We start from the raw sequence: 18,376 nt of genomic DNA, 5'->3' as shown, positions 1-18,376 counted from the left end.
ACACGCTGCAACGCGCCCTCTGTAACACGTGCCGCACGCGCGCGTGCCCTGGCGTTCGCGCGCGGTTCCTGTGGGGGCGCTCAGGGAAGGCCGGCACTCCCCGGTGTGCTGCCGGAGCGCCCGGGCAGCATGGGGACGAAGCGCACGGCGCCGAGGCTCTCCTGGTGAAGTCGCCCCTCGGCTTTGTGGATGCGGACGAGATCCTGGTTCTGCCCACTCCCGATGGGGGCGATGAGGATGCCCCCGTCTGCGAGCTGATCGAGGAGCGCCCCGGGGATCGCGGGGGGCGCAGCGGTGATCACGATGCGATCGAAGGGCGCTCGCTCGGCCCAGCCCTCGTACCCGTCCCCGAAGCGCACGTGCACGTTGGCGCAGCCAAGCCGCTGGAGACGATCTTCTGCCTGAGCGGCGAGCCAGGGGATGCGTTCGATCGACCATACTTCCGCGGCGAGGAGCGAGAGGATGGCTGTCTGGTAAGCGGAGCCGGTGCCGATCTCGAGCACGCGCGAGGACGCGTCGAGATCGAGGGCTTCAGTCATCATCGCCACCACGGTGGGCTGGGAGATGGTCTGCTCGTGGCCGATGACGAGCGGTCTGTTGTCGTAGGCGTACCGAGCTTCGGTCGGGGGGACGAAGAGATGGCGCGGCACACGCCGGAGCGCCTCGATGACCGGTTTGCTCCGCGCATCACCGATGGCGATGAGCTCGTCGACGAGGCGCTGCCGGCGCTCCTGGGCTTCCGGAGGGTCGAGATCGCCAGCGTCGGCAGCAGACGCGCGCGGCGCGCGCGGAGCGATGTCGGTCATTCGCTGACCATACCCTGGATCTCGGTCACTCGTGGACGATCACCACCGTCCCCTCGCCCATCTCCTCGCCGGTGACCGCCGCGTGCCACCCTTCGGGCACGGCGGGCTCCGTCCAGAGAAAGACGCGGTGCCCGTCGACGGGCGACATGTTGATGCAGCCATGGCTGCGCGGCGTGCCGAAGACGTCGTGCCAGTACGCGGTGTGAAGCGCGTAGCCGCTGGCGAAGTACTGGATATAAGGCACGTCACGCAGCTTGTAGGTCCCCTCGCCGCGGCGGCGCGTGACGCCGTACTCGCCGTCGCCCCTGCGAGGAACCTTCGCGTCGGCTGGAGCTGCGGTGGCGTTCTTGCCTGCGTCCTTCGCAGCGGGCGCGACCGGCGCGGTCGGCTTGTCCTTGCCGCCCGCCTTCGCGTTCTTCGCCCCCTTGGCGTCCTTCGTACCCTTTCCAGCCTTCTTCGCCGCAGGGCTGCTGTCCTTGTCCTTCGCAGGACTCTCCTTGGGGGGTCCGCTCTGGGAGACACTGGCGTTGATGACGCGATCCGGTTGCCCTCCCTCGGAGGTGGACTCGTTGGAGTCCATGGTCGCGGAGATGTGCTTGTTGCGGATGCGAAAGACACCGCGCACCGTCGCCGTCGTGGTCTTCGGGTCCCCCATGCCAGCCTGACCGGTGGAGACCAGCGTGGCGTAGATGGGGCGCTTGCCTTCCCAGAGGACGAGGGTCTGGTTCTTGATCGACACCTCGATCCACTTCTCGCCCTTCTCGGCGGCTTCCGGCCAGGTGTCGGGGGCGATGGCGAGGCCCACGTCGAGCTCGCTCAGGAACTGCTTGTCCTTGGTGCGGTAGTACTTCACGCCCTCCGCCTTGCGCAGCCGCCCGGTGAGCTGGTGGATGCTGCGGAGCTCCAGCTCCTCGCCCGGCGTCGCCTTGTTGCCCGAGATCTGGTAGGTGCGCACGCCCCGGTTGCGCACGAACGCGAGCGGGAGCGTGAAGTCTTCGGTCAGCTCCACACCGTGCCAGGTCGATCCGGTATCGGGCTTGATCTTGGTGTTCGGCGCGAGCCGCATGTCAGCGGTGATCGCGAAGCGCCGCCCGAGTGACTCCGGGCCGGTCGGGAACGAGCCGACGAGAGACAGGCCCGTGAAGCGGCGCGCGCGATCGGCAAAGACGGCGTAGTCGGGGACCGCGAACTCGCTGATGTTGGGGATCGCGCGCTTGCCTCCCTCGAGCCAGAACGGGATGGGATCGTTCTCGGTCTCGCCCCCGAGCAGGACCCCCTCGCCGAGCTCCAGCGAGTTCTTGCCGAGGCCGAGCTCCCCGACCTTCTTGCCTGGGAGGGGGACGCCCCGCTCGTCGATGGCGACGTCCGTGGCTCCGAGCGTGACCTTCTGGACCATCCCCTTGTTCTGCTCAAACCAGTCCAGGTGGTCCTTGAGCTTGAACTCGGACTTTTGCTGCTCGTCAGCGGTGGGGACCCGCAGGTACAGCGGGAGGACGGCGCGAACGAAAGCGTAGTGGTAGGGAAGCGCCTTGCGAAGATTGGGCCCCCTGCTCGCTGCCTTGAGGAGGGGATCCTCGAGGTCCAGCGTCGCATCCTTGCCAACGCACACGTATCCCCGGGGATGAATCTGGTACCAGCCGCCCGGGCAGCCAGCTTTGCCGGCTGGCTCGTCGGAGCGGGCGACCTTGGTGCCAACACGCAGGTATCCGAGCTTCTTCGAGGTGTCTCGCGGCTCGGCGTAGACGTTGGTGACGAACGCCGTGACGCCCAGCATGGGCTTGTCAGGGGGTGGGGGGGGCACAGGCAGCGCGTTGAGCCCCTGGGTAGCGACGGGCGTCACCTCGGCGTCGGTACCCGCATCCACGCTCTCTGCAGGGCCAGCATCGCGACGACAGGCAGGCACGGACGCCAGGAGGAGACAGGCGAGAAGCGCCGCCGCGCGCACGGATCGCTGCCGCGGAAGGATGTGCCGCAGCTTGGGGTTCAGGGCGCCCATCGCTGCGTTCTTGCCAAAAATAGTTGCCGGCGCAAAGAGTCTTGCGCCGACCGGGTAGGCAGGAGCGAAAGAAAACCGCTAGTTGGGGATGGACTGGTACTGTTCGCGAACCACGACCTTCTGGCCGAGGTTGGTCGCGCTCACCTGCGCGCGGTAATCGGAGAAGCGGAACTCCGACGCGATCTGCCGAAGCGCTCCACCCTGCAGGTACTCAGCGCCAGGAACGCCGCGCTCCAGGGCCGGGGGGCCCGCTTGCGCAGCGAGGTCTTCGCGCACCTCCTCGACGAGCTGCGCAGCTTCCGCTGCGGAGAGGTGATCACGCGAGGCATCGAGGGAGACGAGCCTCCCGTGGCCATCGAAGCCGAAGAACAACCCGTCGACCGGGTGCGAAGGCACACGGGTCTCCGCCTTCTCGACCCCTGCGTCCACAGCAGCCAGCGCCGACACCGGAACGTCCAGGCAGCGCAGCGCGGCGCCGCGCTTGGCGGGCTCGCATCGCACGCCTTTCTCCTGCGCCCAGCGCTCGACATCGGCACGCGTGGTCGCATCGAGCACGAAACCCAGCGCCGGGCGTACCAGGGCGCGCTCGTCTCCGCGAACGGAGGCCAGCACCTTCCCCCGCACCTGCTCCAGCTCCTCGGGCGAGAGCTTCGCATCCATCCCGACTGGACAGCCCGGCGCCCCGCGCATCAGCGCCAGCAACGAGCGACCGTGCTTCGTGTGCGCGAAGCCGATGACGGCGACAGCCAGCAGCGTGAAACCGACCACGCCGACGAGCCCACGCTTGACCCACCGGCCCCACGACCCGACGCGACCCCTGGTGCTCATCGCCTGATCACTGCCCGACGATGGTGCTGGAGAAGGCCGGATCCGTCAGCGCGGGCGCGAAGCACTCGGTGACGTACTCCTCGCTCACGCCGTTATCCATGAGCACCCCGGCGATCAGGCCGACGAACGCGTTGTACTCGTCCTGCGTGATGTTCATGCCCATGTGGGCCTCTTCCATCGACGGGCCCATGTAAGTACCCGTCGAGCATCCGTAGGCATCGGAGATGAAGGCCGTCAGGCTGTCCTTGAAATTCTGGACGGCAGTCGGCCCCGCCGTGACGAGGGGCGCGAAGTCGGCCTCGAACATCGGGTCCGCGGCTGCCTCGTCCACGATCTGGCTGGTCACGGCCGGAACGGCCGCGCCGTAGTCGCCACACACGTCACAGGTGACCCCGGTGCCGGTCCCCGTGCCCGTCCCCGTGCCAGTGCCGGTCCCCGTGCCCGTCCCCGTGCCAGTGCCGGTCCCCGTGCCCGTCCCCGTGTCCGTGTCCGTGCTCGTATTGCCGTCGCTTCCATCGTCGTCCCCGCCGCATCCGGGTGCCACGGCGCAGACGAAGGTCAACGAGAGGACACCCGCGAGGGTTGCAAGGTGATTACGCGTCATTTGAGAGATCCTCCAGCTTCGATGCTTGATGAATCAAGGAAAACGCCTGAAAAAAAGGCCAGGCGCACGAAGCTATAGAGCAATCATCAATGCTTCGGTAGATGCGCTCGCCCTGATCTTCCTCGAAATCGGCTCATGGCCTTCACCTGCACTCCCGATGGAATTTGGCGCAATCGTCCTGCACCGGATTGGTGAGCGAGAACCGTAAAATCATCTGGAAATGCGCACCTTTGCGCCCCGTGGCAGACCGCGCAGCGCGCCTGTTTTCCGGACGGGATTTGCCTTACGCGCAACGCGTCAGCTCAATGCGACATGCCAGCCGCATCATCCCGTGGAAGGGATGGACGCATCGCCATGTAGAAACAGGTTATCAACTTCTCATGAGCTTTCGCGCTCTCGGAACGGCCACCGCGTCATCTTCCGTGCATACGGCCAACCCAATCCCCTCTCCGTCACATGGTGTGCAGATTCGGCACGGAATATCGAATTCGATTATCGATAAGCGCAGGGTTCCTCGACCTCTCAGAACGTCCGAGGGTCGACGCAATCCTTGCGCACTTTCGCTTTGGGTTCCCGTGCCCACCCCCCACGCATCACCTCGCTCCCCGCGCCTGAGCTGCTCCCCTGGGCCTCGCATCCTCCTTCGCCATCACCCCGGAGCACAGCCATCGTCCGCCCCTGCCTCTTTGCTGGCGTCATGGCCGGAGGTGGCCGCGCTGCTGGGCGATCGCTGGCTCCCTGCTCGCGGTGGCAGCGCCGCTGGGCGGTGTGTCCAACTTGAACTACGCTGCCGCAGACGACACCGGGAGCTCAATGGTGAGGAGATGGTCTGTGGCGCTCGCACTGGCGTGCGCCGCGTGTGACGGAAACGAGACGCCAGATCCGGAGTACCTCAACGCCGAGGCGCTCATGGATCCGCAGGCATGTGCCTCGTGCCACCCCGACCACTTCCGGGAGTGGTCCGGCAGCATGCACGCCTACGCCAGCGACGATCCGGTGTTCCTGGCGCTGAACGAGCGTGGCCAGCGTGAAACCGAAGGTGCCCTCGGGCCCTTCTGCGTGCAGTGCCACGCGCCCATGGCCGTGCGCGCCGGCGCCACCACCGATGGCCTCAACCTGCGTGACGTGCCGCAGCACCTGCGAGGAGTCACCTGCTATTTCTGCCACAGCGTTGACGCGGTGCAGGGTGAGCACAACAACCCTCTTCGCCTCGCGAGCGACGGGGTGATGCGCGGCGGCATCGCCGATCCTTCACCCGATGCGCCCCACCGCTCCGGCTACTCGCCGCTGCACGACCGCCGGAGCATGGAATCTGCCGGTCTGTGCGGAAGCTGCCATGACGTGGTGACGCCCCAGGGCGTGTTCCTCGAACGGACCTACTCCGAGTGGAAGAACTCTCTGTTCGCCAAGCCAGGACGCACCACGCAGCTCACCTGCGGGCAGTGTCACATGGAAGGGCGCGACGGACCCGCGTCCACGCTTCCGAACTCCCCTGTCCGACTGCTCCACGATCACGCCGCGCCTGCCGTGGACGTGGCCCTCATCCCCTTCCCCGAGCGTGAAGCCCAGCGGGCGTTGGTGCAGGAGGAACTCGACAGGGCCCTCGTCGCGAAGCTGTGCGTCCGGCCTCTGGCCGGGGGCGTCGAGGCGGTAGTGTCGCTCGACAATGCCTTCGCCGGGCACGCCTTCACGAGCGGCGCCGCCCACAACAGGCGCGCCTGGCCCGAGGTGGTCGCTTACGCTGGCGGACAGGTCATCTACGAGAGCGGCGTGATCCCCGCCGATCAGGCCCTCTCCACGAGCACGGACCCGGACCTGTGGCGGATCCAGGAGGATGCCGTCGATGCTCAGGGCAACAAGACGTACATGTTCTGGGACATCGCAACGAGCACGCCGTCGCTCTTGCCGCCCTCGGTCACCAACGATCCGAGCGACCCGGCGTTCTACCACCAGGTCGAGCGCACCTACCGCATCCCCAACGTGATCCCCGACCGGATCACGCTACGCGTGCACCTCCGGCCGATGGACTTCGACCTCATCGACACCCTCGTGGACAGCGGCGACCTCGACCCCGCCTTCCGGGGTGAGCTCGTCACCTTCACCCTGGGCAACACCAGCGTGGAGTGGACCCCGGATCGCGGGTTCACCTGCGTCCCTTGAGCAGACAGCTCAGCCCTCGACGCAGAACCCGAACACCGCGCTGTCAGGCTCGCCGCCCTCGGGAGCGATGTCGACCGTCACCTCCCAGAAGCCGGCCATGATCAGGTCGATGGCCGACACCTCGTACTCGCCGGGCGTCACCGTGGCCCTCACCGTGGGCGGGGCCGGACTGCCGTGGTTGTGGTCCGGCATCCAGGGGGTGACCGTGAGGGTGACCCCTTCCACGGCCTGGCCTGCGCCATCCAGAACCAGGAGCGTCCAGGAGTTCTCGCCCTTCGCGGGTGGCCCGGGCGTGGCCTCGACAAGGCGCACGGAGAAGGAGCCCCCCTCGGATGGCACCTCCATCCCAGCACTGTAGACATCGCTCCGCGTCTCCCCCTCGCAGACCCCGCCGGTGACGGTCGTGGTGGAGGTGGTGGGCTCGCCATCGTCATCGCCGCCGTCACACCCTACGCCGGCCACGAGGAACGCCGCGAGGAACGCCGTGAGCACCGCGAAAGCGCCTCGCCGCACCCAGCCCCTGCACCTGCCAAGCTGCTCCATCCGTGCAGCATAGCGCACCCTCCGGATGGGGGGGATCAGACGCCGAGCCCAGGCAGCTTGCCGGTGCAGTACGCCGGGTTTCCAAACGTCGTCACATCGACATCCATCGCGTTGCAGAGCGCGACCAGGAGGTCGTTGTGGGAGTTGCCCTGGTAGCGCAGGTAGCGCCCCATCTCCAGCGCGCCGCCGGCGCCGCCAGCGAGCACATACGGCATGTCACGGCGAGCGTGCGTCTGCCCCACGGCGATGTCGGTGCACCACAGGATGAGCGTGCTGTCGAGCAGCGTCCCCGTCCCCTCGGGCACGGCGGCGAGCTTGTCGAGCAGGTATGCGAGCTGCTCGGCGTGCCACCTCCCGATGTCCACGATCTGCTGTCTCCGCGTCTCGTCCGTCGGGCTGGAGTGGGAGAGTTGATGGTGCGTCTCGTTCTGGCCGAGCCAGGTGAACACCTTGCCGGCCTGCGTCGAGGCCCACTGCAGGCTCGCCACGCGGGTCAGATCGCAGGCCAGCGCCATCACGAGCTGGTCGATCTGGAGCCGCCCGAGCTCGGGGTAGTTGTCGTTGACGAAGGGCTCCGGCGGATCTCCCAGCGTGGGAATCGCGCAGCTCCCCCCGATGGTCCCCGGGGCATCGAGGCGCCTCTCGATCTCGGACACTGCTTCGAGGTGATGTTCGAGCTTCTCGCGGTCACCCGCCCCCAGCTTGCCCTGGAGGTTGTGGTAGTCGCCCATCACCTGATCGAGGACGCGGCGACGATGCGCCCGGCGCCGCGCCGCGCTGTCGGGATCGGAAGCGATCTCCGAGAAGAGGCGGTTCCACGTGTTCCGCGGATCGTCCTCGGGCGGCACCGGCTGCCCCGGACCGAGGTACGAGATCCGGGAGGACACGTTGGCGTTCTGCACCTGTATTCCGAGTTCGAGCGAACCGAGCTTCGTCGAGGCCCCGAGGTGGCTCGCCAGGAACTGGTCCACCGAGATCCCGCCTCCCCAGCCCACCTTCGCGTTGGGATTGCAGGCATACGGGAAGAGGTCTCCCTCCTGCAGCTCCGTGCCCGTCAAGGCGTGCCCGATGCCCTGTTGATGGGGGTCTCCGGGCCCGTGGTAGGCCGACTCCATGTCGATCCCCTCGAGGACGAGGAGCTTCTCCTTGAACGGCGCGAGAGGAGCGAGCACCTCGCTCAGCGTGAAATCGAGCTCGGTCCCTTGAGGAACCCAGGCATCCTTCACCGTGCCCAGGCCGGTGAAGAACACGATGAAGCGCTTCGGAAAGGTGGTCGCCGAAGCGGACCGGGACATCGCGTCGAGGAACGGGAGACCCAGCGCCACCCCACCGGCTCCCCGGAGCAGCGCCCGACGGCTCAACAGGCGGCGAGAAGCGCTCATGGCGTCCCCCCTTGCCGGCGGTAACGGAAGGCGTCGGTCTGCGTCAGCTCCACGAGCAACGCCTTGATGTTGTACCCCGACTCCGCGAACGCTTGCTGGAGCGACACCATGCTGCAGTGGTCCTCCTCCTTCTCCGCCCTACCGTAGCCGTACCTGAACCACTGGCTCACCACGCACTGGCGGACCTGCTCGTTCTCGGCCAGGTGGTGCGCGAGCTCGATGGCGCCGTCGAAGCTCCCGTTGGCGTGCGTGCGCTTCACCTCCCCCGTCGCGTCCACCGGCTGGCCCTGGTCCATGTCCCGCCACTGGCCGATGCCGTCGTAGTGCTCGAACGTGTACCCGATGGGATCCATCAGCTCGTGGCACCCAGCGCAGGTCAAGCTCTCGCGGTGCTGGGCGAACCGCTCTCGCGTCGAGACCCCCGGCTGCACCTCGGGGACGACGATGGGGAGGTTGGCAGGCGGAGGCGGGACGAGATCGCAGAGGAGCCGCTCGCGCACGAACTTGCCGCGGTGGATGGGAGAGGACTGGTTGGGCTTGGCCTGCGTCGCGAGCACGCTCGCATGCGTCAGCACCCCGGCGCGCTGCGCCGGATCGAGATCCACGCGCGTGAACGCCTCCCCCTCCGGACCCGGGACACCGTAGAAGGCAGCGAGATCCTCGTTCAGGAAGCTGTAGGGCGCCGTGAGCAGGGTGGTCAGATCGCCCGCGGGATCGTCGAAGACCACGTGCTCCACGAAGGCCTCGGTCTCCGCGAGCCACAGCGGCCGCAAGCCCTCCTCGTACGCAGGATACGTCCCGGGATCCTTGGTCATCAGGTCCACGTGCTTCAGCTCCAGCCACTGACGGTGGAACTCGAGCACTGCCGGGCGCGCCCGCGGGTCCTCCAGCATGCGCTCGGCCATGGCGCGGATCTCCCCCGGCGTGCCGAGCTGCCCCGCTTCGGCCGCGTCGAACAGCGCCTCGTCGGGCATCGAGGACCAGAGCAGGTACGAGAGCCGCGACGCGATCTCGTAGTGCGAGAGCTGCACCACGTCCTTCTCCACCGGATCGGGCATGCCCAGCTCTACCCGGTAGAGGAAGTGAGGCGACTGGAGCATGCCCTGGATGACCAGCGCGATCCCCGTCGGGGCGTCGTACGCCTCGCGTCCCCACCCGAAGAGTTCCGTGAAGCGCGCGACCTCGCCCGCGTCGAGGGGGCGCCGAAACGCGCGACGCCCGAAGCCCCGCACGAACCCATCGACGCACGACAACGCGTCCTCGCCCTCCGCATCGCAGCCCGGCATGAGCGTGTCGAGATCGACGACCGCCTGCTCCGCGAGGCGCTCCGCGGCCTTCATGTACTGCTCGGCCAGGCTCTGCGTCACCCCCAGGGCGGCGGCCTGGTTGTTGTACCCGAGCACCTCTTCCTCGGGCACGAACGCCCGGGCAGGCTGGGTGTCATCGCCGAGGAGATCGCGGACCGTGTTGTTGTACTCGAAGCGCGTCATCCGACGGATGGGCGCCCCCCCAGGCGAGAGCGCGCCGCAGGCCGAGTCCACCGGGGCGGGCGCATCCTCGCAGGCTCCCCCGCACACCCCCGCGACGAGCAGCGCAGCAAACGCGGTCGCCGGGAATCGTCGACCACCGCGGTCCTGCGCGCGCCTCTGCGAACCCTCCATCCGCCTCGTCCTCCTCCCTCTGGCGTGCTCCTGTCGGCCGCGAGCCTACCAGGAAGCCCCCGCAGGGGTCATCCTTCTCGCCACCGCGTCAGGAGTCGGCTCTCCTCGTTCCGGCTCGCAGCCGCATCTCGCGCTGCAGGAACACCGCAACACCGCAACACCACAACGCCGCAACACCGCACTGCCAGCGTCTCCCGCGAGCCCCATTTGTCCGTCCATCAAGACCATCAAGACGCTGGATTCTATGCAGCCAGGGCCTGTAGGCTCACGCCAGTGCTACAGCCGGACGACCTCGCCTCCCCCCTTGCCGCGCACGATGCCGCGCAGGCATCGCGGCGGCCCCTCGCGGCCCACGCGCCAGGATCTCATGTGCGCAGCCGCTTCCTCGCCGTGCGGCTGTGCGCACACCTGCTGCTCGGAGCCGCGGGCGCCGCGACGATCTTCACCACTGCGGCCCCCGCTGCGGCGCAGTCCGAGGAGGCCAAGTCCATCGCCATCCTCATCGAGGGTGAAGAGGCCGACTCCATGGGAGCGGCCATCCAGGCCATCGTCCCCGAGACCTTGCAGGTCGCCGATCCGGAAGTCTTCGCGAAGGCGCTCAAGAAGGCAGGGGTCCGTCTGCCGCTCGGCAAGGCCATCGCGGACGCGAAACCCCGCGCACGCGTGCTGCCGAAGATCCGCAAAGCCCTCAAGGCGGCGGGCATCCAGGCAGCGGTGCTCGGGCTCATGCGCCAGGCGGGATCGCGCAAGGAACTCTACCTCGTCTACGTCGATCAGCAGTCCGACGATCTCCCGGTCGACGAGCCGATCGCGCTGCGTGGCAACGAGGCCGACTACCTCCGATCCATCGACGCGGCCCTGGGTCCGGTGTTGCGCGACCTCGCTCCGCCGCCCTCGAGCGCCCCCGAGAAGATCGAGAAGCCCGAGCCCGAGCCCGAGCCTGAAGACAAGAAGAAGGAGGAGGAAGAAGAGGACGCCGGCCCCTCCGGGCCGAGACCGAAGAACCAGGTGGGTAGCGCCATCTTCATCGCCGACCTCGGCCTGGAGTTCGGTGGCCGCTGGTTCGACTACTCCCAGCCAGTCACGGACAACCTGCGGCCCTACAGCGTCTTCGGGGCACCGATGATCGTGGTGGGTGCCGAGGTCTACCCGCTGGCAGGGACCAGTGTCCCCTTCCTCAAGGACCTCGGGATCACGCTGGGCTACGCCCGCGCGCTCGGTCTCAGCTCGGCCGAAGAAGGCGCCGAGGAGTCGGTCAGCACGACCTACCAGCGCTTCCACGTCGGCCTCCGCGAGCGCATTCACCTCGGCAAGACCCCCTCCTCCGCCATCCTGGGGGTCGGGGTCGGGCTGCGCCTGCAGTCGTTCACGTTCGACGGCTCCGAGGTCGACGGTCTGCTCCCGGACGTCTCCTACAGCGCCTTCCGCCTCGGCCTCGATCTGCGCGCCCCCGTGGGCCCGGTGGCGATCCTCGCCGGGTTCGACTTCTTCATCCCTCTGTCTTCCGGCGCAGTCTACGACGCCTTCACCGACGCGAGCGTCCTCGGCTTCGCGCTCGGCGGAGGCGTGGCCATCCCCATCGCAAGCGGCGTCGAGGCGCGCGTTCAGCTCGACTACGCGCGGTTCTTCTCCTCCTTCACACCGGTCCCCGGCGACACTTCCGTCGCTGGTGGCGCCCTGGATCAGTACCTCGGCATCCGGCTCGGCGCGGCATACGCCTACTAGCGGCCATGACGCCTCACGCGCGTCGCCGACGCGGGAGGCTCGAAGACCCGGAGGTCAGTGCGATGATTCATCGGACGGGGTGGCAGTGGATCATGGCGGTGCTCGCTCTCGGTGCAGGCATGGCCTCCCTGGGAGGCTGCGCGGGGACCCTGCCCATGGATGAGGGCTCCTACCAGGCCAGCGGTGGTGGCGGGGCGGGAGGCTCACCGGCGGGTGAAGGCGGCTCGGGTGGCGCGGCGGGCATGGGAGGCGCTGGCGGCCTCGCCGGCACGGGCGGCGGCGGCGGTGCGGGTGGCGGGGCAGATGCAGCCGGCGGGGCTGGAGGAGCCGGCGGGGCTGGCGGGGCTGGCGGCGCGCCTTGATGGCTTGATGACCAGGCGGGGCTGGTGGCCCGCCTTGATGACCGGGCGGGTGAGGTGCACGTAGCGAGCGCGTAGAACAGCCCGCTACCCCCGCGACGCGTTGGTCGGGGTGGTCTGCATGTCCACCGCAGGCAGCAGCGACGTCGCGAAGATCCCGATGCCGACGATGACGTTGTTCCACACCGTCATCGTCGAGATCGACGGCAGCACCCAGGCGCTCAGCACCGTCCAGACGCCGAGCGCGGTGTTCAGGTGCCGTGCAGAGGGTGCCCACAGCACCAGCACGGCGAAGGTCGTGGAGAGCACGCCGATCACCCAGGCATTGGTGAACTGCGCCTCGGTGTGTTGCCACAGGAACGCGGAGGCGAAGAGCCACAGCCCCAGCGCGATGTTCACGCCACGAGCCACTGTCATCTGTTCTCTCATGACCCCCTCTCTTTTCTGGTGGCATGTCTGCCCGAGGAGCGTCGCGGCGGCGGCCGGACCTCACGGCTGACGTCACGCGCAAGGCCTTGCGAACCCGGTGCCACCTCACACGCCTGCTCCCCCCCGGGGCCGGGAAACGTGGCCCGCTGGCGGTCGCGGAGTAGGCTGCGCCCATGCCGTGGCGGGCGCGCTCGTTCTGGATCGCTGCGGCGGCCGTCGCGTACGCCGCCTTTGCGGCCCTTCGCGCCTCGGGCGGACGGGGCCCCGCCTGGTTCGCGCTCACCGGCCTGCCCCTGCTGCTCGCGCTGGCATTCCGCCTCACGGCACCCCTCGTCGACCGGGGCCGTGCAGGCCAGGCCGGCCACGCGGGCGGAGCCGAGGACCGCATCGACCCTTCCGCGCGCAGCGCCGCCCGCGCCGCCGTGACCGGCGCTGCCCTCCTCCTCGCCACCCGCACCGGCCCCGCCTCCTCCTCGCTCCTCGCGCTCGGCAACCTCGGCGCGGCCATCGCCTCCATCGCGGCCCTCTGGTCCCTGTCACGCATGGCGGGTCTCGGCGGGCTCCTCCAGCCTCCTCCCACCGCGCGCCGCCTCGACGCCGCCGCGTTCGCCTCGCTCTTCTGGACCATCGCCGTCGCCCTCCCCGCGGCCGACGCGGTCATCCCGGAGCGCGCCATCGGCCTCGACCCCTCCGCGATCGCCTACGCCACCACCACCGCTGCGCTCGGCGCGCTCGCCATCATCGTGGTCGCCCTCGTCCGCGTCCGCATCGATCGCCGCCTGGAACTCGGCGTCGCCGACCGCACCGAAGCCGCGCTCCTGTTCACCCTCACCGCCCTCTCCATCGGCGTGCTCGCCGCGCTCGCCGGCGTGGCGCGGCCCGAGTCCCTGCTGCCTCTGACGAGCACCATCGCCTCGCTCTGCGTGGCGATCAGCGTCGTCTCCGGAAACCCCGCGGCCCTCTCCCGCGCCCTCCGGGTGACCCTCGCCCTCGCCGCGCTCGCCACCCCCGTCGCCCTGCTGGCTGTGTACATCGTGCACGACAGCCCCTTGCGCCTCGACGCCGCCGAGCGCACCCTCGTCGGCCTGCCCCGCACCCCCCTCGGCGCGGCCGTGTTCGTGGCCTGCGCCGCCTGCGCGATCGCCGGACTCTTCGCGCCCCGGCTCAGCCGCCGCTTCGCCCCTGAAGGAGCGCGCTGGCTGCGCGGCCTCGACGCTGCCGCCCGCGCCGCCCTCCACCCCGATCCCGACACCGCCATGGAGGCCGCGCTCCTCGCCCTCCGTGACCTCTGGGACGGCCGAGGCCCCGCGCGCCCCCTCCCGCGGCCCGGCCTCGCGGATCGCCCCCCGTCCCCCGTCGGCCCAGCGCTCTACCGCCTCGCGCCGCCGGAGCGCGTCACCGTCGATCTCGCCGGCTACGCCCACCGCGAGCGCACGGAGATCCCCCAGCGCCTCGTCACGCTCGCCGACGACGAACCCGAGGGCGTGCTCCGGATCGAGGTCCTCGAAGCCGCCCAGGTGCGCCGCGCGGAGGTGCGCCCCCTCCTCGCGTGGCTCGAAGAGCGCGGCATCGGCACGGTCGCCGCGGTACGCGACGCCATCGGCCCTGCGGGCGCCCTGGCCTTGCCGCGCGCGGGCCGGCGCGCCCCCATGACCCTCGAAGAGGTCGAGGGACTGCGCATGCTCGCCGACCGGCTCGGCGCCGTGCTCAGCGCCGCGGGCATGCTCGCCCGATCCCGCGAGCGCGAGATGGACATGCAGCGCAAGCTCACCCACGCGGAGACCGAATCCGACCGCCTCGCCCGCGAACTCGCCCACGGCGAAGCGCGCCGCCGCGGCATCGCCGAGCGCCTCGCCCGCCCCGCGCGCGTGGGCGCCTACAGCCCCGCCGCGCGCGCCGCCGTCGAGCACATCGAGCGGCTCAGCGTCGGCGGCCGCCCCGTCACCCTGCTCTCGGGGCCGGGCATCGACGCCGTCGCCTGGGCCTCGCTCGCCCACCTCGCCTCCCCCCGCTCCGGCGGCCCCTTCACCCTCGTCGACGGCACCGGCGGCGCCGAGCACACCCTCGCCCGGTGGCGCGACCCCGACACCTCTCCCGTGGAGACCGCGCGCGGCGGCACCCTCGTCGTCCTCGACGCCCACGTCCTCCCCGCCGACGTGCAGGACGAGATCGGCGCCTCCCTCCCCGACGACGTGGGCCTCGTGGTCTCCGTCCCTCAGACCCCCGACGTCCTCGTCGCTGCCGGCCAGATGGGTGAGCGCCTCGCCGATCGCCTCGGCGACCGCGCCGTCGCCCTCCCCACCCTGGCCGATCGTGGCGAGGACCTCCGCGCCCTCTCCCTGGAGCAGCTCGCGCGCCTCGGCACCCGGCTACGCGGCCGCCCCCTCGGCCTCGACCTCCATGCCCTCTCGCTCATCCTCGAGTACCCCTGGCCCGGCAACGACGCCGAGCTCGCCGCCGTGCTCCTGCGCGCCGTCCTCGTCACCGAAGGAGACGTGGTCGGCGTCCGCGAGCTGACCGCCATTGGCTTCCAGGCAGCCACCACGGCTCCCCTCACCTTCGACACGAGCGACCTCGCTCCGCCCGCCCCGCGCCGCCGCCGCTCCAGCAAGCGCGCCTGATCAGGCCACTTCGCCCCTGACCCCTTCGCCCTCGCCGCCCTCGCCCTCGCCCCCGCTCGCCCCGCCCTTCCGCGTCCGCTCGTGCTGGTGGAACAGCCGGTACAGCACCGGCAGCACCAGCAAGGTCAGCGTCGTCGAGGAGAGGATCCCCCCGATCACCACTGTCGCCAGGGGCCGCTGCACCTCCGATCCCGTGCCCGTCGCCAGGGCCATCGGCACGAACCCGAGCGCGGCCACCAGCGCCGTCATCAGCACCGCCCGCAGCCGCGCCGCCGACCCCTGGTGCACCGCCTCGTCGAGCGGCACCCCCTCGCGACGGCAGTTCTCGATGAACGTCACCATCACCAGCCCGTTGAGCACCGCCACCCCGGAGAGCGCGATGAACCCCACGGCCGCCGCGATCGAGATCGGCAGCCCCCGGATCCACAGCGCCATCACCCCGCCCGTGAGCGCGAGCGGTACCCCCGTGAAGATCAGCAGCGCGTTCTTCACCGTCCCGAAGGTTGCGTAGAGCAGCGTGAAGATCAGCCCGAGCGCCACCGGCACCACCAGCGCGAGCCGCGCTCGGGCCGTGAGCAAGTTCTCGAACTGCCCGCCCCACGCGATCCAGTACCCCGCCGGCAGCTTCACCTCGGCGTCGAGCCGCTCCTGCGCCTCGTCCACGAACCCCCCGAGATCGCGCCCCCGCACGTTGCACTGCACCACCACCCGCCGCTTGCCGTCCTCGTGGCTCACCTGGTTGGGCCCCTCCTCCAGCTTGATCGTCGCCAGCGCCCCGAGCGGCACGAACCCCGGCCGGCTGACGCGCCCCGCCCCCAGCTCCCCCCCGGCCTCCGCGTGCGCGTGCCCCCCCTCGCGTGCCGCCGGGAGCGGCACCGGCAGGTTCTCCAGCGCCCCCACGTCCCGCCGGATCGCGTCCGGCAACCGCAGCACCAGGTCGAACCGCCGGTCCCCCTCGAACACCTCGCCCGCGCTCACCCCGCCCACCGCGGCTTCCACGATCGACTGCACATCCGCGACGTTGATCCCGTAGCGCGCCACCGCCCGCCGGTTGATGTCGATGGTCAGCACCGGCAGCCCCGTCACCTGCTCCACCTTGAGATCGGCGACGCCGGGGATGGTCGCCAGCACCGCGCTCACCCGCTGCGCCTCCCGGATCATCACCTCCAGATCGTCGCCGAACACCTTCACGGCCACGTCGCTGCGCACCCCGCTGGTCAGCTCGTTGAACCGCAGCTCGATGGGCTGGCTGATCTCGTAGCTCTGGCCAGGCAGCGCTTCGAGCACCTCGGCCATCGCCTCTGCCAGCTCCTCCTGCGTCGTCGCCCGCGTCCACCCCTCGCGCGGCTTCAGCATCACGTACGTATCCGAGACGTTGGGCCCCATCGGATCCGTCGCCACCTCGGCCGTCCCCGTGCGCGCGAAGATCTCCGCCACCTCGTCGGGGAACCGCTCGCGCAGCGTGCGCTCCAGTTGCCCCTGCATGACCAGGCTCTGCGTCAGGCTGATCGACGGGATGCGCGCCGGCTGGATGGCCAGCGCCCCCTCGCTCAGCTTCGGCGCGAACTCGCTCCCGAGGCGCGTGGCCAGCACCCCCGACAGCGCCACGATCGCCGTGGCTCCCCCGAGCACCAGACCACGCCGCGCGAGCACCCAGTCGAGCGCCCGCTCGTAGCCCCGCCGCGCCCAGCGCAGCCCCCGGTTCTCCCGCTCGGTGATCTTGCCGCGCAGCACCAGCGCCACCAGCGCCGGGATCAGCGTCATCGACAGGACCGTCGCCCCCGCGAGCGCCAGCACCACCGTCGCGGCCATGGGCCGGAACATCTTCCCCTCGATCCCGGTGAGCGTCAGGATCGGCACGTACACGATGGCGATGATGATCTCCCCGAACAGCGTCGCCTTCCGCACCTCCTGCGACGCCTCGTAGGCCAGCGTCCGCCGCTCCTCGCCGGTGAGCACCCTGCCGAGCCGGTGCTGCTCCGCGGCGAACCTGCGCACGCAGTTCTCCACGATGATCACCGACCCGTCCACGATCAGCCCGAAGTCGAGCGCCCCGAGGCTCATCAGGTTGCCGCTGATCCCCCACACCCGCATCCCGCTCACCGCGATGAGCATCGACAGCGGGATCACCGCCGCCGCGATCAAGGCCGCCCGCACGTTCCCGAGCAGGAGCACCAGCACCAGGATCACCAGGCCGGCGCCTTCCAGCAGGCTCCGCGTCACCGTGCGCAGCGTCGCCTCGACCAGGTACGTCCGGTCGTACAGGGTCCGCACCGAGACCCCCTCCGGCAGCGACCGGTTCACCTCCGCGATGCGCGCGTCCACCCGCTGCGACACCACCCGGCTGTTCTCCCCGAGCAGCATGATCGCCGTGCCGATCACCGCCTCGCGCCCGCCCTCCGTCGCGGCCCCCGTGCGGAGATCCTGCCCCACCCCCACCTCGGCCACGTCCTGGATCCGGATCGGGATCCCATCGTGCTGCCCGACCACGATCTCCCGGATGTCGTCCTCGCCCTCCACCAGCCCCGTCGCCCGGATCAGGTACTGCTCCCCCTTGTGCTCGATGTACCCCCCGCCCGCGTTGGCGTTGTTCGCCGCGAGCGCCCCGAGCACGTCCCGGAACGACAGCCCGTACGAGAGGAGCCTCGCCGGATCGGGCGCCACCTGGAACAGGCGCTGGTAGCCGCCGATGGAGTTCACCTCCGTGACCCCCTTCACGGTGCGGAGCTGCGGCCTCACCACCCAGTCCTGCAGCGTGCGCAGATCCGTCAGCGTGTACGGCTGCCCGTCGGGCCGGAGCGCCCCCTCCTTCGCCTCCACCGACCACATGTAGATCTCGCCGAGCCCCGTCGCGATCGGCCCGATCTGCGGCTCCACCTTCCCGGGCGGCATCGCCGACTTCGCCGCCGCGAGCCGCTCGCTCACGAGCTGGCGCGCCCAGTAGATGTCGGTCCCGTCCTCGAAGACCACCGTCACCTGCGACAGCCCGTACCGCGACAGCGACCGCACCTGCGTGACGCGCGGCAGCCCCCCCATCGCCCACTCGATGGGGAAGCTGATCCGCCGCTCCACCTCCACGGGCGAGAGCGCCTCCACCGGCGTGTTGATCTGCACCTGCACGCTGGTGATGTCTGGCACCGCGTCGATGGGCAGGCGCCGGAAGTTGTGCACCCCGAGCGCCGCCACCGCGAGCGTCACCAGCACCACCGCCCAGCGGTGGCGCACCGAGAACGACAGAAGCTTCCCGAGCAGCGTGAACACC

General features: G+C 70.0%; 13 protein-coding genes. 4 read left to right on the top strand and 9 right to left on the bottom strand.

The window, feature by feature from the left end; all coding sequences use genetic code 11:
* Nucleotides 1-80: 80 nt before the first annotated feature.
* The 4 genes from CAP_RS07505 to CAP_RS43945 form a co-directional block, all read right to left on the bottom strand.
* Nucleotides 81-806: a protein-L-isoaspartate(D-aspartate) O-methyltransferase gene (locus CAP_RS07505; protein ID WP_044237787.1), complete on the bottom strand. Its 726-nt coding sequence runs from the start codon at nt 804-806 to the stop codon at nt 81-83.
* A 25-nt stretch (nt 807-831) separates the two neighbouring features.
* Nucleotides 832-2,670, bottom strand: coding sequence for a L,D-transpeptidase family protein (locus CAP_RS07500; RefSeq protein WP_370865969.1), 1,839 nt, complete (start codon nt 2,668-2,670; stop codon nt 832-834).
* Between the two features lie 210 nt (nt 2,671-2,880).
* Nucleotides 2,881-3,630, bottom strand: coding sequence for a hypothetical protein (locus CAP_RS07495; RefSeq protein ID WP_044237784.1), 750 nt, complete (start codon nt 3,628-3,630; stop codon nt 2,881-2,883).
* Between the two features lie 7 nt (nt 3,631-3,637).
* Nucleotides 3,638-4,234 (bottom strand): globin family protein, encoded by a 597-nt coding sequence (locus tag CAP_RS43945; RefSeq protein ID WP_052374423.1) that lies wholly within the window; start codon nt 4,232-4,234, stop codon nt 3,638-3,640.
* An 831-nt stretch (nt 4,235-5,065) separates the two neighbouring features.
* Between CAP_RS43945 and CAP_RS07485 the strand changes: the two genes are divergently transcribed.
* Complete coding sequence (locus CAP_RS07485; protein WP_044237781.1) at nt 5,066-6,394, top strand: multiheme c-type cytochrome; 1,329 nt, start codon at nt 5,066-5,068, stop codon at nt 6,392-6,394.
* A gap of 9 nt (nt 6,395-6,403) precedes the next feature.
* On the opposite strand, the gene CAP_RS43940 is transcribed toward CAP_RS07485, so the two are convergent.
* From CAP_RS43940 to CAP_RS07470, 3 genes are read right to left on the bottom strand one after another with little or no spacing between them, the layout of a single operon-like run.
* Nucleotides 6,404-6,937, bottom strand: a complete 534-nt coding sequence (locus CAP_RS43940; protein WP_081864660.1) for a FixH family protein — start codon at nt 6,935-6,937, stop codon at nt 6,404-6,406.
* 35 nt (nt 6,938-6,972) lie between these two features.
* A complete protein-coding gene (locus tag CAP_RS07475; RefSeq protein ID WP_044237777.1) occupies nt 6,973-8,319 on the bottom strand; it encodes a DUF1552 domain-containing protein in 1,347 nt (448 codons plus the stop codon).
* Nucleotides 8,316-9,980, bottom strand: a complete 1,665-nt coding sequence (locus CAP_RS07470) for a DUF1592 domain-containing protein (RefSeq protein ID WP_081864659.1) — start codon at nt 9,978-9,980, stop codon at nt 8,316-8,318. The genes CAP_RS07475 and CAP_RS07470 overlap by 4 nt, the downstream gene beginning before the upstream one ends.
* Before the next feature lie 369 nt (nt 9,981-10,349).
* On the opposite strand from CAP_RS07470, the gene CAP_RS07465 reads away from it, so the two are divergent.
* Together CAP_RS07465 and CAP_RS49985 are read left to right on the top strand one after the other, a co-directional pair.
* Nucleotides 10,350-11,705, top strand: a complete 1,356-nt coding sequence (locus CAP_RS07465) for a hypothetical protein (protein WP_044237775.1) — start codon at nt 10,350-10,352, stop codon at nt 11,703-11,705.
* A 62-nt stretch (nt 11,706-11,767) separates the two neighbouring features.
* A complete protein-coding gene (locus CAP_RS49985; RefSeq protein WP_156040571.1) occupies nt 11,768-12,067 on the top strand; it encodes a hypothetical protein in 300 nt (99 codons plus the stop codon).
* An 84-nt stretch (nt 12,068-12,151) separates the two neighbouring features.
* On the opposite strand, the gene CAP_RS07455 is transcribed toward CAP_RS49985, so the two are convergent.
* A complete protein-coding gene (locus CAP_RS07455) occupies nt 12,152-12,481 on the bottom strand; it encodes an SPW repeat domain-containing protein (protein WP_044237770.1) in 330 nt (109 codons plus the stop codon).
* Nucleotides 12,482-12,666: 185 nt separating this feature from the next.
* On the opposite strand from CAP_RS07455, the gene CAP_RS07450 reads away from it, so the two are divergent.
* Nucleotides 12,667-15,114 carry an AAA-type ATPase lid domain-containing protein gene (locus CAP_RS07450; RefSeq protein ID WP_044237768.1) on the top strand — a complete coding sequence of 816 codons (2,448 nt, stop codon included), beginning with the start codon at nt 12,667-12,669 and terminating at the stop codon, nt 15,112-15,114.
* Here CAP_RS07450 and CAP_RS07445 read toward each other — a convergent pair whose 3' ends face one another.
* Entirely contained in the window at nt 15,115-18,366 is a 3,252-nt protein-coding gene (locus tag CAP_RS07445) for an efflux RND transporter permease subunit (RefSeq protein ID WP_156040583.1), read from the bottom strand.
* Between the last annotated feature and the right edge of the window lie 10 nt (nt 18,367-18,376).

It is taken from the genome of Chondromyces apiculatus DSM 436 (genome assembly GCF_000601485.1).
GTDB lineage: Bacteria > Myxococcota_A > Polyangia > Polyangiales > Polyangiaceae > Chondromyces > Chondromyces apiculatus.
This window is presented reverse-complemented; position numbering and strand designations above follow the sequence as displayed.